The following is a 14,010-nucleotide window of genomic DNA, read 5'->3' as shown; positions in this document are numbered from 1 at the left end:
TTCCAACTCATGATTGCAATGTTCGGTTCAAGTCAGTGGAGTACGCTGCGCGTACGGGGCCGCTCAGGCTTGAGCCCTGTGTCCGTGTCCTCGATGACTTAGAAGGCCATCGGCAAACGCGTCACGATGCAGATGAGCTAGCGTGCGGCCTGACTTTGCTGAGCCGCAGCCCGTTCGAGCGCAATTTGACGGACGCGATCGTTAAAGGACGTTCTGTCATGCTCAATTTGTTCGGGGTTTCTGCGTTTGCAGGCCGCGATGTGGTTGCGGATGGACTGTAGGGCAGCTGTGATCATTGCGACATCCTGCTCGACCTTCGCTCTGAATGCCCGACTTAGGATTACCCTTTCCGACCCAAGCCGGGTGTGTTCGGCAAGAATCAAATCCGCTGAAAGCAATCCTTCCCCCAATGGGCCAACCCCTCCGATCCCGAATGGTATGTTTTGCGCAGAGCTTAACTCAGACACATGGTCCAGAAGGCCGCTTGAGAAGATTTCGAACAAAAAGTCCAACTTCATTTCGAGGTGCAAATCGTTGAGGCCGATATGCAAGTCGTCAAAGCCGCCCATGGCGAGAATCTGCGGAAGTCTTGCCAGCGCTGTCGCAGTTTCAACCAGCAGTGTGACAGGGGCCCGTCCAGCAACAAGGTCAAGAAAAACTGCGACTTCTTCGCGGCTTCGAAACATCGGGAGCATCAAGCGATCCGCTCCGCGACTGAGAATGTCGTTCACCTCATCCTTAGAGCGGTCGTGTAGCGGGTTTGTCCGAACTGTCAGACAACTGGTATCAAGCACATCCCGAACGCGTGTCACGTCTTGGGGGCTGTGTCTGGAGATTACGGTATTCAGGTGTCCCTGCCGGGCGTCCTTACCGTGGATCTCCAAATCCACCATGACACGGTCGACACCGGCGGACTGAACCGTAGTTGCGACCGTGGGGTCGGAGGTGATGAAGTAGAATTCCATGCGATTAACTGACGAATTCCGCAAAAACGTCGGTATTGCTTTGGCGGCGCTTTGCCAACTGGACCGGTCCCCCATCTTCGGGATGAAGAAGTACCGGGTTCGCTGGAAGAATGAAGGGCGGGCGCATTACGACTGAATAGGATCCGACATTGCTGTACGCGATGTAGTCGCCCGCTTGGACAGGTGTATCCAGTGCCTCGGTCAAGACATCACCTTCGATGCACGTGTAGCCCACAACGGTCTGGGGTCCGGTCGTGAAATCATTGCCACCGGGCGCGTGTATGGCTGTGTATGGAAGTGTCTTTGCACGTGCATTCGGAGAGATGTCGAAGATCGAGCCGCTGACTGTCGCAAATGCCTTTCCGCGGACCACCTTGGTCGACAAGACTTCCGTGTAAAACGTCTGGGTGTCTGCGACCAGAGCGGTTCCCGGCTCAAGAAATAGGCGCGGCTTGCGATGAGCCCCTTTGAACGCTTTCGACAAAGTCTGACCGACAACGCGACCGTAATCGGCGAAGGTGGAAGTCGGCCCGTTCCGTGTGGACTTCAGACTTGCCGGCATATTCGAGAAATAGCCACCACCGATGTTCAGTATTTCCGGTGGACCGTCCGGAAAGACTGCATGAACCAAATCAACCAGTCTTCGGGCGCGCAATTCAAAGCTAGGAAGATCGCGATCAGGCAGATGGCAATGGAGGCCGCGTAACGCCACATTCGGCAAAGACCTTACCGTCGTAAGCGCGTGCTGGAACGACTCATCTTCCGGGTCAAACCCGAAACGCGAAATCTGCTCCGAGATTTCGACGTTGCATCGAACAACGACCGAAATCTCTGCGTAAGGTGCGGTCGGCGCAACTGCAGCCAGCATTTCAATGTCGCGGTGGCTGTCGAGGTTCAGGATTGACCCGCTCAAGGCAGCCTCTTCGAACGCCCATTTCGCTTTGTAGGGGCCGTTGAAAATGATCTTTGAACCGGGCACGTTTAGACGCTTTGCAAGTGCGTATTCCATCTCGGAGACGACTTCAGCGTACCCGCCTTCCTCTGCAACGATCCGGCACAGATGTGGCGTGTAGTTTGTCTTGTAGGAGTAGCCTATGCACACATCCGGGTAGTGACGTGAAAACGCTTGATGCAGAGCCCGGAAGTTGACTCGAAAGCGCCCCGGCTCGAGAACAAAGAACGAGGAGCCGTAGAGACTGCGTAGTTCTGCGAGGGTCTCATAAGGCAACGGGATTTGTGGCGTCGGGTTTCCGTTCGCGATTTCATCCGGCGTCGCAATCTCGGGGAGCGGAAGATTCACTGTCTCGTTCAATCCTTGAGCTCCTTGTGATCTTCGGTTGGGTCAGGTCGTCCGGCCTTTAGTGCGCGCGACGCGATTTCCCCGACCGGGGCGGACGACTTTTCTGCATCTTCAATTGTATCGCGTCCGCGGATGACCACGCCCACGGTTCTCATGATCAGCCGCAGGTCAACACGTATCCCATAGCGCTGAAACTCGTCGACATACTGGTTGTCGAAGGCAATCTTCTCGTCCCATTCCAGTTCGTTACGACCAGAGACTTGGGCCAGCCCGGTGATCCCGGGTTTTACTTCAAATCGTTTCCGCATCTCAGGTGTGTAGTCCTCCCAAGGGCCGAGTTCATACACCACGGGAGGGCGAGGACCGACAAGCGACATCGACCCTCCGAGCACATTGAACAGCTGCGGTAGCTCATCCAGGCTGGTTTTTCTGATGTAGCGTCCAACCTTGGTGACGCGAGGGTCGTCGGCGAAGGAGTAAAGACCGGTGCCCAAAGCTTCGGCATTCTCGACCATCGATCTGAATTTCAGCATGCGAAAAGTGTCGCCGCGCAGGCCAATTCGTTCCTGCGAAAAGAATACAGGGCCTTTGCTTGTCAACTTCACTGCCAGGGCAACGGCCAGCAAGATCGGCGATAACGCCAGTAGCCCGAAAAGGCTGCCGAAAACGTCCAGAACCCGCTTAGCCAGCATCGGTGACACCTACTGGCGTTAACCAATGCCGCTCGCGTCCACTGATGCCGGTAACCGTTTCCAGATAGCGGCGTAACAGCCTTTGCGTCACTTCGCCCATTTCGCCGGCCCCCAGCTGGTAACGATCAACGGAGGCTAGCGGTGTGATCTCGGCGGCGGAGCCGCAAAGAAACGCTTCTGACGCCAGATAGAGTTCCGTTCGGTCTACATCGCGCACCTCAACTTGCAATTCCAGATCGGCTGCCAATGTCAGTAACGTGTCCCGCGTTATGCTTTCCAGGATTGAAGCGGTCGAAGGCGGTGTTATCAGCTTGCCGTCCCGAACCAGCATTAGGCATGACCCGGCAGACTCCGCTACCCGTCCGTTTCGATCGAGAAGGATGGGCACATCGTATCCGGCGGCCTTTGCTTCCAGCTGTGCGTAGCGGCCATTGATGTAATTGGCTCCTGCCTTGATCCGCGGCGGCATGGAGCGGTCATCAATGCGCTCCCACGTCGAGATACAGGCTCGCAAACTGCGTTTGTCATTGTGCGATCGGCGCGCTCTGGCGATCGGCGCCACAAACATCCCAACCGGGTCAGACGTGTGCCACGTGCCCTCTGCTCCACCGACGAAGACCGTTACCCGTACGGCAACATCGCAACGGTAATTGTTTGCCTCGATCACGCTTCGGATGGCCGCCATGATCTCTTCGTCGCTGTACGGGCATACAATACCGATGAGACGGCAGGAGTGTGACAGCCGATCCAGATGTTCGCGCAACCGAAAGAGGAAAATCTCGTCGGGGCTATCCACGTAGTAGCCACGGATGCCTTCAAATACGTTCAGCCCAAATTGCGCTGTTGGCGAGAGCACTGGCACCGTTGCGTCCTTGGGCTCGCAAAGCGCGCCGTCAAGCCAGATCAATCGGTTCTGTTCCAATTCAATTTCCCCCAGAGCGTTCAGATGCCGCGATGGGCCACCAGCCATGTGTTCGCGTTATAGCGGCCTGTTTCGTCCCTGGTGATCTCATATCCCAGATCCTCCAAGACCGCGCGCTCCACGGGATCAACATAAATCAGGACGTGCGGGGTATCGGCGAGCAATTCCATCACCCTCAGGAATGTCTCACCCTGAAACGAGTTGTAGAGGTAGACAACCAGTTCATCCGACGAAGCGTAGTCGAGCAGGTTCGTCGCGCTGTCGCACACGATGCGGACTTGTGCCTCGTCGAGATTGCATTTTTTGGCGTTCTGTTCGGCAAGTGCGGCAAGGTCGGGGTCGTATTCGATGCCAATGGCGGGGAGCGTTTGACTGGCTTTGGTGAATTCAGAATAGACGATCAGGGTCTTGCCCTTTCCGCAACCGAGATCGAAAAACTGTGCCTTTTCAAAACGTGCGTCGCCAAGGAGCCGTTTGGCTTCGACAAGGGCCTCCCGCGTTACAGACGTGAAGGAGGCCACGTAGAGCAGGCCTTCATCTGCTTCCTTCGCCGTGCTTTGGATGCTTTGCTGGGTCTTTGGAACCCGTGCGGCTGTGGACGTTCTCCGCGCGAGGTCGAACCAAATGGATTCCCGGAAGTAGATCCAAATGAAGATTGCGCCCCTTTGGCGCAAGATCCTCAGTGCGTACGCAAGTTTGGCAACCACAGTTAAGTCCTTTTCGCGCGTGCTTTGTTCGCAAGCATTTCCAAATGGTCGCAAAACGCCGGATAGATCTTTGCGCCATCGAAATGCGTTTCGTGCAAACTACGGGCGGCTCTACATTGGTCTGACAGTACTTGCGGTGTATCCGCCAAGTGAGCAAGCCCGTGTGCCAGTGAGGCACCATCGCCGCTATTGTATAGAAAGCCACATTCATGTTGCTCGGTCAGGTGGCCCATCTCGCCACCAAGTCCGCACGCAACGGCAAGCCCCGCCGCAGTATATTCTGGGAACTTGTTTGGTACGTTTCGAAGGAAATTGGTGATCGGGCGGTAGGCAACCAGCCCGATCTGGGAAAATTCAAGAAGCGCGGTCAATTCATCGCATTCGATCCATCCAGGCAGGTGGACGTTAGAGAGATGCTTCGACGCCGCGCGCAGCTCGTCCAGACGTGGCCCTTGGCCTGCAAGGACGAACTGCACATTGGGATGGGTTTTCAGAAGAATTCGAGCGGCATCAAGCACCGTATCAAAGTCGGATTGATATCCTAGATTGCCCAAGTAGCTGGCGACAACGGCCGTGGGATCTAGTCCAAGGCGCGCGCGGAGTTTTGCGACCGCCTGACCATCTGCCGGAGCATTATGTACCGGATAGGCCATCGGGAACACGGCATCATCATTGCCCTGCGCCCGACCTGCATGATGGAGCGCCCAATCCAGATAGCTTTTGGTGAGGGCCGTGATGGAGTGCGCGTTCGAAAGCACTTTTCGCAATTCGAAAGCCCCTCCGTGCATGATCTTTAGCAAAGGGGAGCGCAGCGGCTCTAGCCTCTCGGGCAAGAGGTCAACGTATGCGTCGGGCCATAGATCTCGAATGTCCACAACGACGGGAACGTCATGCGTCTGCCCGAATCGTACCGCAGAAGCCGCAAGCGCGATGGGAACGTTGCCCACATGAATAAGGTCGGGTTTTTGGGGATATTCACTTGCGATAGCAGTGAAATTGCGACCGAGCGCTTTGTGGTGCCTTATGCGCGCCGGACCGACATGGCGTCGGTAGGGCGGACCTGGAATGTACTGCTGGTAGTGATCGTCGATTCGCTCGCGGACTGGGCCTTGGGCATCATAGGTCTTGTTGCGGTGGTTGAATGCTGATCGCCAGCGCACCGCTGTGTGACCACGTTCGGAAAGGGCTTGCGCCAACTTGTTTGAACGCCAAACGCGACCGCTGCCGCCCTCAATCGGACGGCTTGGCATTTCTTGCGCGTGTATGATCCAGAAGTTGCTCATGTGTGCGCTATCCGAGGTATCAGGAAGGTGGGGAACATGTTTTTCAAACGCTACCTGACAACGGAGATTGCCCGCGACAGGTGTGCAATGCTTGCCAGGCGAACGCAACGTTCAAACCGTAACAGGCTAGAAGGGCATGCAGCTGTTTGTGGGGTTTGGCCGCGTCGCCGCCGAGAGTTTGACGCTGGCAAGTGTTGGCCTTGTCATCGTGCTTGTGATTGCAACCACTGGATACTGCCGGAGAACTGAACTAGAGACCGCAACGTGCTTCACTAACGTAATGGGGGCCATGCTTAAGGATGATTGGAGCCCAAGGGGTTGGGGGGCTCGATACATCCTGAGGCCACGGCAGGCAAAATGTTGCGATTTTTCTATCGTCTGAAGTGGTCCTTAAGAAAGCTGGCATTGCCAATAGGTCTGAAAGACCTTGTGCTGGAGATTGGCTCTGGCGGAAACCCGCACCCGTTTTCATCGGTTCTTTTGGAAAAGTATGTCGATAATGGACATCGGCTTGTTGCGGTCAAGTTCGACCGGCAGTCGGTTTTGGCGGACGCCGTCGCCATGCCGTTCCGGGATAAAGCCTTTGATTTCTCGATTGCCTTTCACGTACTTGAGCATTCGAAAGACCCTCAGAAGTTCATCGACGAGGTGACCCGCGTTTCGGGTCGCGGCTATATCGAGACACCTAACGTCGTCTATGAGATGCTGCACCCGTTCGATGTCCACGCGCTGGAGCTGGCGACCAAAGACGGTGTCCTGCATATTCGCAAAAAGTCCAGCGCGGTCTCGGATGAGTTTCTGGCTCGGTTTGATTTGCTGAGGTCGGATCCAAAGTGGAAGAAACTATTCACGATCGACCCGTCCGCTTTCCATGTCTGCCTGAATTGGACGGGTGACATACCCATTCAAATCGAAAATGACGACGAAGAGGTCGCATGGCTCATCGACCCACCGGCGGGTTTTTTGGTTTCCGAAACAGGAGCGCAAGAGGAGACTTCCGGCGCGAGGCGCGTAGGCCCCAGGCAGCTGTTCATATCGGTTTTGCGCAAAGTCTGGACCCGTTTCGGCGCGCGGGTTCCGGCGCTCGAACTGCTCTTGGTTTGCCCAATTTGTCACGGTGATCTGAACCCTGATGTTATTCCAGATCACCTGTGCTGCCAACATTGCGCGCTCGGATACGAGATCGTGAATGATGTACCGGTGATGCTTCCGGATCAGGCTAGATCCTTACGATGAAACGGGACTTCAGTGCAGAGTCACGGGTAAACTTTGTTCTCCGCACAATCCGAGCGGGACGTATTCGATTCCGGGGCTGGCTATTGTGGCGCTTGGGTTGCTTTTCGCCTGGGACGTCCAAGAAAATCTCTTTCGGCCGTGGACTGAAGCTTATTAACTCGCGCGGGATATGTCTTGGCAGAAAAAACAGCTTTGGTGACTTTGCAAGGCTGGAATGTCACCGTCTTTCGGGTAGCGACCACACTGGAACGATTGAGATTGGCGCCAATACCACATTCGGCGACTTCACACATATAGGTTCCACTATTTCGGTCAAAATTGGTGAGAATGTTCTGGGCGGAAGTAAGATCCTCATCCTCGACCATAATCATGGGCATCCCAGCCGCGACACAAGGGAAAAAAACCTGGTTGCGCCACGCGATCGCCCTTTGACGTCACGAGGTGGGATTGTCATCGAAGATCACGTTTGGATTGGTGACGGCGCGATCATTCTTCAAGGTGTCACGATTGGAAAGGGGAGCATCATCCCCGCCTATTCTGTGGTTCAGCAAGATGTTGCGGATTTCACGATTTTCAAACAAGAAGGAAGCGCCCAAAAATGACAAAGCTATTTGCGCTTTTCCTGCCGCAATTTCACTCCGACCCTCACAATGACGAATGGTGGGAGGCAGGGTTTACCGAATGGAGCAATGTCAAGAAGGCCAAGCCGTTATTCGATGGGCATCATCAACCCCGCGTACCGAAAGACGGCTATCAGATGCTGGAGACACCGGAAGAAATTGACCGGCAATTTCAGCAGGCTTCTGATGGTGGAATAGATGGGTTTGTCTTTTATCACTACTGGAGCGCGGGAACCAGGTTGCTGAAGAAGCCGCTGGATTTGTTGCTGTCAAACCCTTCGGTCGGCGCGAACGCAGAGTTCAGTATTTGTTGGGCCAACCATTCGTGGACCCGGTCCTGGAGCAATCGTGCCGGTGCAATGGATGTTTTGCTAGAGCAAGTCTACGAGCAAGACCCAACAGAGATGAAAGCCCATATCGAGTTTCTTGTTTCGGTCTTCGCTGACCCTCGTTACGCACGCATAGACGGTAAGCCCCTTTTTTCATTTACCAACCAGCAGATATTCCCAATCTTGAGGAATTTTTGAATGCGCTGAGAAAACTGTGCTTGGAGCGCCTTGGCTGTGACGTACACGTTTCTGGAATGATCACAAAGTGGCAGACGTCATACGATTACCTTGATATTCTGGACTCCGGCACTTTGTCACAACCAGCCTCAGCCAATAACGCACCTGAAGACGTGTTTGAGGAACGGTTGAACTCAAGAAGCCTATTGCGGAACCCAAAGTACTTGGCACGCGTGTTGCCAACCCCGTTGAAGAAGTTCGCGTACAAAGTGCAAGACCTGTTCTTTAACCAACCGCACCCTATGGATTACGATGCAACTTGGCAAAAGTTGCTTAAGCGAGATCGAGATAGGTCTCAAAAGAAAAGACCGGCGCCTGAACTTTTCGGGATTTGTCGACTTCGATAATACAGCACGTTACGGTCAGAGGGCACGCTATTACGAAGGCTTCACCCCTGATAAGTTTTCTGAGTATCTGCAAGATGCCTACCGACTTGTTGATGCAGATCCAGATCAGCAGTTCTTCTTGATCAATGCATGGAACGAGTGGGCCGAGGGCATGTATTTGCAACCTGATGAGATGTATGGTGAGGCGCGCCTAGATGCTGTGAGACGTCTCCGCGACGGTGCTGGATAGCGGTTTCATCATGAAAATCATCACTGGTATCCTACAAGAATACCAAGGCATGACGATCGTGTTTCTTGCGCGGATCGGAAGCCTGCTTTCCGGCTTGGCGCTTATTTTTGTTGTCTCCACTTTCTTTTCACCGGTCGAACAGGGCGTCCTCTATACCTTTCTAAGCCTCGTCGCCGCACAGTTCTTCTTTGATTTGGGCGCGGGCTTCACGCTTGCCAATCTAGCGGGACGCCAAGCCGCAAAGCAGCAAAACGCTGCGTCTGAGGAGGAGAGCCAGCTTACCCCTTGGCAGCCATTATGCGCTTTGCCTGCGTTTGGGCCGCAGGTGCTGGTCTGGCAATGTTTGCTGTGATCTCCGTGGTGGGGGTCTACACCCTAAAATCGAACCCGTTGGACATTCCAAACCTCATCGGGATTTGGGTTTTCTATTGCGCCGTTTGTTCGGCTCAAATGATCCACAACCTGTTTCTTCGTCTGTATGAGGGGCTTGGCTTTGTCGTGGCAGCAGCGGTTCTTCGGCTTGTGACGAGCCTACTGAACGTCGGTTTCATAACCCTTTTGGCAGCGAACGGAATTGGACTGATCGCATTGCCCTTTGCTTTGGTCATCGCCCTTTCAGTAAGCATCGCTCTCGCTTTGATCGCGGTTCCGGACATAAAAGCCAGTTTCCGTGGCTTGAGAGGGCCGATCCGTACGGCGCTGAGTTGGCGTCACGAAATCCTTCCCTTCCAGCGGCAGGTCGCGTTGACCTGGTTGTCAGGATACGTGGTTTTTCAGGCTCAAATCCCTCTGCTGTTTTGGCTGGAGGGACCCGAGGCCGCGGGCCGATTTGGCATGTGCGTGCAGATCTTCCAGGCGATCAATGGCAGCGCAAACATGTTCCTGACCTATTCAATCAAGCCTTGGACACGGCTGGCGGTTGAAGATGACATGCCCGCCCTTAAAAGGAGTTTTTGGAGGGTCACGATACTCACGATGATTGCCGCAGGAATTGGAAGCCTTTTGGCTTTGCTGGCTCTTGAAATCCTTGCCAGATCTGGTTCGGAGATCCCTTCCAGACTGTCGCCGTCCCCCATTCCAACATTCTACGCAGTAGCGATCGTCTTGAACCAGTTTTATTTTGCCGCCAGCTATTATTTCCGTGCGTTTACGAAGGATGCCGTGTGGCTGATAACGGCGTTGGCAGCGATGGTCATTGTTGCCGTCCCTGCGATCAACCCGGCAGCGTTTGATGAGCTTACAGCGGTGACGTCATTTCTGATTGTGAGTTGCGTCGTGCTGTGTCTCGGGTCGGCTATCCAGATTGCCCGGGATATGGCCGCACGTTAAGTGCTGCGCGGCGGGTCGTTGACCCTTTGCCCTGGCAGGCTTGGAGGCGGCGCCTGTTCCGTACGTCGCGGGTACAGTGCCTGAATGAGGAGGCTGCCTCCAACCAGGAATATGAGCAAAGCAGGCGGACCCATCGAAAAGGCACCGCCATGGATCAGGTAAACTGCCAAAATGAGTTCGATGAAGTGGAGAGGCACCCTCGCTTCGATGGGTGTCCTCAGAACGATGTTTTCCGCGAATTTGAACAACAGGCCAAAGATCGCTCCCCAGATGAACATGCCCGGCATTCCGAAATTTCGGAAAACGTCGCCAACCACACCGACGGGCGCGACGTATTGGGAAAAGAAATGATGGCTCCCTATATATTCGCCGCCCCAAAGAACCGAAATTCTCGCGTGCTCCAGGAAGAGAGGTTCATGGGGGAAATCAAAGACCCAGGTCTGTCCCATGATGACCGGGCTCAAGATGATCCGGTTCACCAGCAGTCCGAACAGGGTGTCTAAGAGGTTTTGAAATGTCGCGTTCTCCAAGCTGTTGTATTGAGCAAGCGTGACAATCCAACCCATGACTGTAACCAGTGGGAAGAACACCCCTACGACGCTGATTTTTCCAAACAGAGTTTTTGCAAAGTTCCAGTAATGGAAGGCCAGCATCACGAAGAAGATGAAGAGCGGGCCGCGATCGAGATTAACCGCCGACGCAAGGAAGAACATGACAAGGAAGATGGTAAGGCTCGTCTTGCTCGTCCCGGAGTGCAGTCGGTTGATGGAGAGCTTGGCCAGGATGATGAACGGCATAGCTGCACGACGTGCCAGCTCCATTGGCATTTGGATCCACTTATTGTCGTGGTTCAAACCAATGTAGCGAAATTCGAACCCCGACACGTTGGAGCCGAGCGCCCTGATCTTCTCCATTCCATTGTCGACCAGGTAGAGTACGATGAAGAAGCAACATACGTACCCCGCCAAGTCGAGAACACGATTGAATTTTCGTACATCTGTTTGCCTCATCAAAGGATCGCTTCTGTTCCTAGAGCGAAGCAGCGAGAAAAAGACGGGTACGAAACCTCCGACAATCAGCCCTGCGAAAAACAACGACGAAGCCGATATGTGGATTTGGACACGCCAATCGAACAGAGAATAATCTCCGCGAATGAGGAACCAAAGCATTCCAAATGCGTAAATTGGCGCGCTTACGAAAAGAACATAGCGGTAGAGCATCTCGTTTACCCGGCGGGTTCTAATCTTCGGAAGGGGGAGGATATGGTAGGTGCTACCGCCAAGTAAAGGTGGGTAGGGCTAACCGTCCGTGTGCCGTGCACGCTGCGACTGTCGATCAAGCCACTCTGCGATGCCGGCCGCTAAGTTGCCGTTCGAGAAATAGGTAAAGAACCCGTCTTCAATCTCGCCTCTGGCAAGCTGCCCCTCCGGTTGCGTATAGCGGTAGTTGACGTCGGCTATCTTCTCGAACGGTGCCCCTGGCACAAGGATGTTGGCGCGCTCCAATCTGTGCCGCACCAAGGTGAGTTGCTCCGCCTCTTGGATGGCATCGTCCGCGTTCCGAAGCTCGACCAGGTAGCGCAGTCTGTCAGGCGCGGCCCCCGGATTGTCGACCCTGGAAATCCTCGGAACGGAAGGGTCTGCCCAGAACGCTACGTACGTCTGCGAGACTTCAACATTCTTCTCCTTCAATTCCACCAGAACGCATGCGCGGTCATCGCTTTTCGGTTGCACGCTTTGAAAGTCGTTTGCCTCGTCGCGTTTGAACGCAACCGAGGTCGAGCAATGAACTTGCGAGGCACGGACATGATCGCTGTCGTTGATCGTGACATGCCACTCGCCGGTCGATGCTTTGTGAAGTCTCCGGACCGCACTCTCCAGTTTCACATGAACGCCTGCATTTTGGCAGGCACGGACCAGCGCCGCGACAAAGGCGGCGTATCCATCCCTTGGTCCCTGAAGAACGGGTGGCCTGACGACATTTGGCCACTCGTAACGCAGATAACTTCGTGTCTTGTTCTGGAAGTTCAGAACGTCGTTCCGATCGCTCGCCAAGCGGAACCACACGCGAAAGTTGCTTAACATCAAACCGGCGAGAAGCCTCGCCCCTGACAGGAAGAAAGTCAGTCTACTCAAATACTTGATCTTCAGGCCGGTTGGGTGGATGCGCACAGGTTGAGCATCCAGTGGTTCGAATGGGATGCCCGAGACCTTTGACAAATGCTCGTAAACTCCCGGGAATGCCTCAATGACATGGCAGGCAATTTCGACGTCTTCGCCAGTCGCTGGCAAGCTGGGGCAACACCAAGCGCCTCCTGGCGCGGTTTCTCTTTCGAAAAGGCACACTCTTGAACCGTTTGCCGCCAAATCGAGAGCCACTAGCAGCATCAGCGGGCTGGAGCCTATGACGACGGCGTCATAGCTCGGCAGCTCGGGTCTTTGGCTGATGTCGTCAGGGCAGTCTGGCAACAAGTACACTCCATGAAGTGGCGATGTTGTTGCTAGTATTGATGAAAGTCGACGGGTCTACCGTTCATTTTGCCGCAACGTCGAAAGTCCATAGAATTAGCCCATCAGACGTTGCCGGGCCGCGCCTGTCCCACCCCATGGTGCATTTCTGTTCCTGCAAGCAAGGCCTTAGAGTCCGATGGCGTAAACGCATCAGGCCTCCAGATTGCATTCCAATACAAGAGGGGCGGACGCAAAGAGTCACACCTTTACATCGGGCAAACGGATTCTTGCCGAGGCAGGATCACAGGCATTTGCGCAAGTCTGGCAAGCCTGCCATGTGTTGCACAACGGCGAGCGTATCTTTGGGGGATTCTTTGCGGCCGAACGTGCGAAGCTTCGCGGGACTTCAATGCGCAAGTGTGGTCTTGATGACTGCACTGGGTGTGATCGTATCTGCTCCTGCGCAGGCCGATGAGCACACTGGCCTGCTGCCTCATGCGACAGTCAATACATACGGTCTCCCCGGCTTGATTGATATGCCGACAGCCAATGTCCTCCCCGATGGCGAATTGTCGTTCTCGGTGTCGCATTCTAGGGTCGGCACACGCGGAACATTGGCTTTTCAAGTCTTGCCAAGTGTCACGGCCACTTTCCGCTACAGCGCAATTGATTTTGCTAGCGTCACGGGTGGCCGCGATTTTTTCTTCGATCGCAGCTTCGATGTGCACTGGCAAATCCTTGAGGAGCAGGGTTGGTTTCCGGCCGTGGCTGTCGGTGTTCGGGACATTGCCGGCACGGGGGTTTACAGCGGCGAATACGTCGTCGCCACACGCCATTTCGGCGAATACGACCAGCTTGCGGTAACGGCCGGCATTGGCTGGGGCCGCCTTGGCGGGCGAGACAGTTTCATCAATCCACTTGGCATAATCGACGACCGGTTTGAAACCCGACCGCCACGTACCATTGGCTCAGGCGGTACCATCAATTTTGACCAGTTCTTCCGAGGCGACGCCGCCTTCTTTGGCGGTGTCGAATGGCAAGCGACAGATCGTCTGCGCGTCCAACTCGAATACTCTTCCGACCTCTATAGCCGTGAAGGTGGGGACGGGCTCCCTGCGCCAGACTCGCCTCTGAATCTGGGCGCGACATACGCATTTTCGGAGTACTTCACTGGCAGCGCATATGTTCTGGGCGGAGAAACGTTCGGGGTGAGCCTGCAAATGGCACTCAACCCGAACAGGCCTCCTGTGCCGGCCAGCTCAACTGATCCCGCACCCCGGCCTGTGGCCGCGCGGGCACCGTCCGCCGTGCCCTATACGACGGACTGGGTTGAACAGCCCGGGGTGGGCCGATCCTTAGGGACA

At 54.9% G+C, this 14,010-nt stretch carries 15 protein-coding genes; 7 read left to right on the top strand and 8 right to left on the bottom strand.

The features are described 5' to 3' along the window. Positions 1-137: 137 nt before the first annotated feature. The 6 genes from ACZ1HK_RS07230 to ACZ1HK_RS07205 all read right to left on the bottom strand — a co-directional run bounded on the left by ACZ1HK_RS07230 (position 138) and on the right by ACZ1HK_RS07205 (position 5,869). Positions 138-965: an aldolase/citrate lyase family protein gene (locus tag ACZ1HK_RS07230; RefSeq protein ID WP_472628135.1), complete on the bottom strand. Its 828-nt coding sequence runs from the start codon at positions 963-965 to the stop codon at positions 138-140. Between the two features lie 4 nt (positions 966-969). Beyond that, positions 970-2,277, bottom strand: a complete 1,308-nt coding sequence (locus ACZ1HK_RS07225) for an alanine racemase (RefSeq protein WP_472628134.1) — start codon at positions 2,275-2,277, stop codon at positions 970-972. Beyond that, the gene (locus tag ACZ1HK_RS07220; RefSeq protein ID WP_472628133.1) at positions 2,274-2,957 is read right to left on the bottom strand and encodes a sugar transferase; all 684 of its coding nucleotides are present in this window, start codon (positions 2,955-2,957) and stop codon (positions 2,274-2,276) included. The genes ACZ1HK_RS07225 and ACZ1HK_RS07220 overlap by 4 nt, the downstream gene beginning before the upstream one ends. Then, positions 2,947-3,927 (bottom strand): branched-chain-amino-acid transaminase, encoded by a 981-nt coding sequence (gene ilvE / locus ACZ1HK_RS07215; protein ID WP_472628132.1) that lies wholly within the window; start codon positions 3,925-3,927, stop codon positions 2,947-2,949. Before ilvE ends, ACZ1HK_RS07220 begins: the two co-directional genes overlap by 11 nt. After that, on the bottom strand, positions 3,900-4,400 hold the full coding sequence (locus tag ACZ1HK_RS07210) for a hypothetical protein (protein WP_472628131.1): 501 nt from the start codon (positions 4,398-4,400) through the stop codon (positions 3,900-3,902). Before ACZ1HK_RS07210 ends, ilvE begins: the two co-directional genes overlap by 28 nt. Positions 4,401-4,588: 188 nt before the next feature. Further along, on the bottom strand, positions 4,589-5,869 hold the full coding sequence (locus ACZ1HK_RS07205; protein WP_472628130.1) for a glycosyltransferase family 4 protein: 1,281 nt from the start codon (positions 5,867-5,869) through the stop codon (positions 4,589-4,591). Positions 5,870-6,298: 429 nt separating this feature from the next. On the opposite strand from ACZ1HK_RS07205, the gene ACZ1HK_RS07200 reads away from it, so the two are divergent. From ACZ1HK_RS07200 to ACZ1HK_RS07175, 6 genes are all read left to right on the top strand, one after another. Next, positions 6,299-7,105: a methyltransferase domain-containing protein gene (locus ACZ1HK_RS07200; RefSeq protein WP_472628129.1), complete on the top strand. Its 807-nt coding sequence runs from the start codon at positions 6,299-6,301 to the stop codon at positions 7,103-7,105. Positions 7,106-7,188: 83 nt separating this feature from the next. Beyond that, positions 7,189-7,707 (top strand): acyltransferase, encoded by a 519-nt coding sequence (locus tag ACZ1HK_RS07195; protein WP_472628128.1) that lies wholly within the window; start codon positions 7,189-7,191, stop codon positions 7,705-7,707. Then, a complete protein-coding gene (locus ACZ1HK_RS07190) occupies positions 7,704-8,252 on the top strand; it encodes a glycoside hydrolase family 99-like domain-containing protein (protein WP_472628127.1) in 549 nt (182 codons plus the stop codon). The genes ACZ1HK_RS07195 and ACZ1HK_RS07190 overlap by 4 nt, the downstream gene beginning before the upstream one ends. Before the next feature lie 291 nt (positions 8,253-8,543). Then, entirely contained in the window at positions 8,544-8,867 is a 324-nt protein-coding gene (locus tag ACZ1HK_RS07185) for a glycoside hydrolase family 99-like domain-containing protein (protein ID WP_472628126.1), read from the top strand. Positions 8,868-8,877: 10 nt separating this feature from the next. Further along, complete coding sequence (locus tag ACZ1HK_RS07180; RefSeq protein WP_472628125.1) at positions 8,878-9,219, top strand: hypothetical protein; 342 nt, start codon at positions 8,878-8,880, stop codon at positions 9,217-9,219. Further along, a complete protein-coding gene (locus ACZ1HK_RS07175) occupies positions 9,207-10,196 on the top strand; it encodes a hypothetical protein (protein WP_472628124.1) in 990 nt (329 codons plus the stop codon). The genes ACZ1HK_RS07180 and ACZ1HK_RS07175 overlap by 13 nt, the downstream gene beginning before the upstream one ends. On the opposite strand, the gene ACZ1HK_RS07170 is transcribed toward ACZ1HK_RS07175, so the two are convergent. Both ACZ1HK_RS07170 and ACZ1HK_RS07165 read right to left on the bottom strand, forming a co-directional pair. After that, entirely contained in the window at positions 10,193-11,416 is a 1,224-nt protein-coding gene (locus tag ACZ1HK_RS07170) for a hypothetical protein (RefSeq protein ID WP_472628123.1), read from the bottom strand. The genes ACZ1HK_RS07175 and ACZ1HK_RS07170 overlap by 4 nt on opposite strands. A 78-nt stretch (positions 11,417-11,494) precedes the next feature. Beyond that, the gene (locus tag ACZ1HK_RS07165; RefSeq protein ID WP_472628122.1) at positions 11,495-12,667 is read right to left on the bottom strand and encodes an FAD-binding oxidoreductase/lyase; all 1,173 of its coding nucleotides are present in this window, start codon (positions 12,665-12,667) and stop codon (positions 11,495-11,497) included. Positions 12,668-13,074: 407 nt separating this feature from the next. Here ACZ1HK_RS07165 and ACZ1HK_RS07160 point away from each other — a divergent pair. Beyond that, positions 13,075-14,010: YjbH domain-containing protein (locus ACZ1HK_RS07160; RefSeq protein WP_472628136.1), on the top strand; the 936-nt coding region annotated here is incomplete at its 3' end.

It is taken from the genome of Gymnodinialimonas sp. JB5-7 (assembly GCF_055693405.1).
This window is presented reverse-complemented; position numbering and strand designations above follow the sequence as displayed.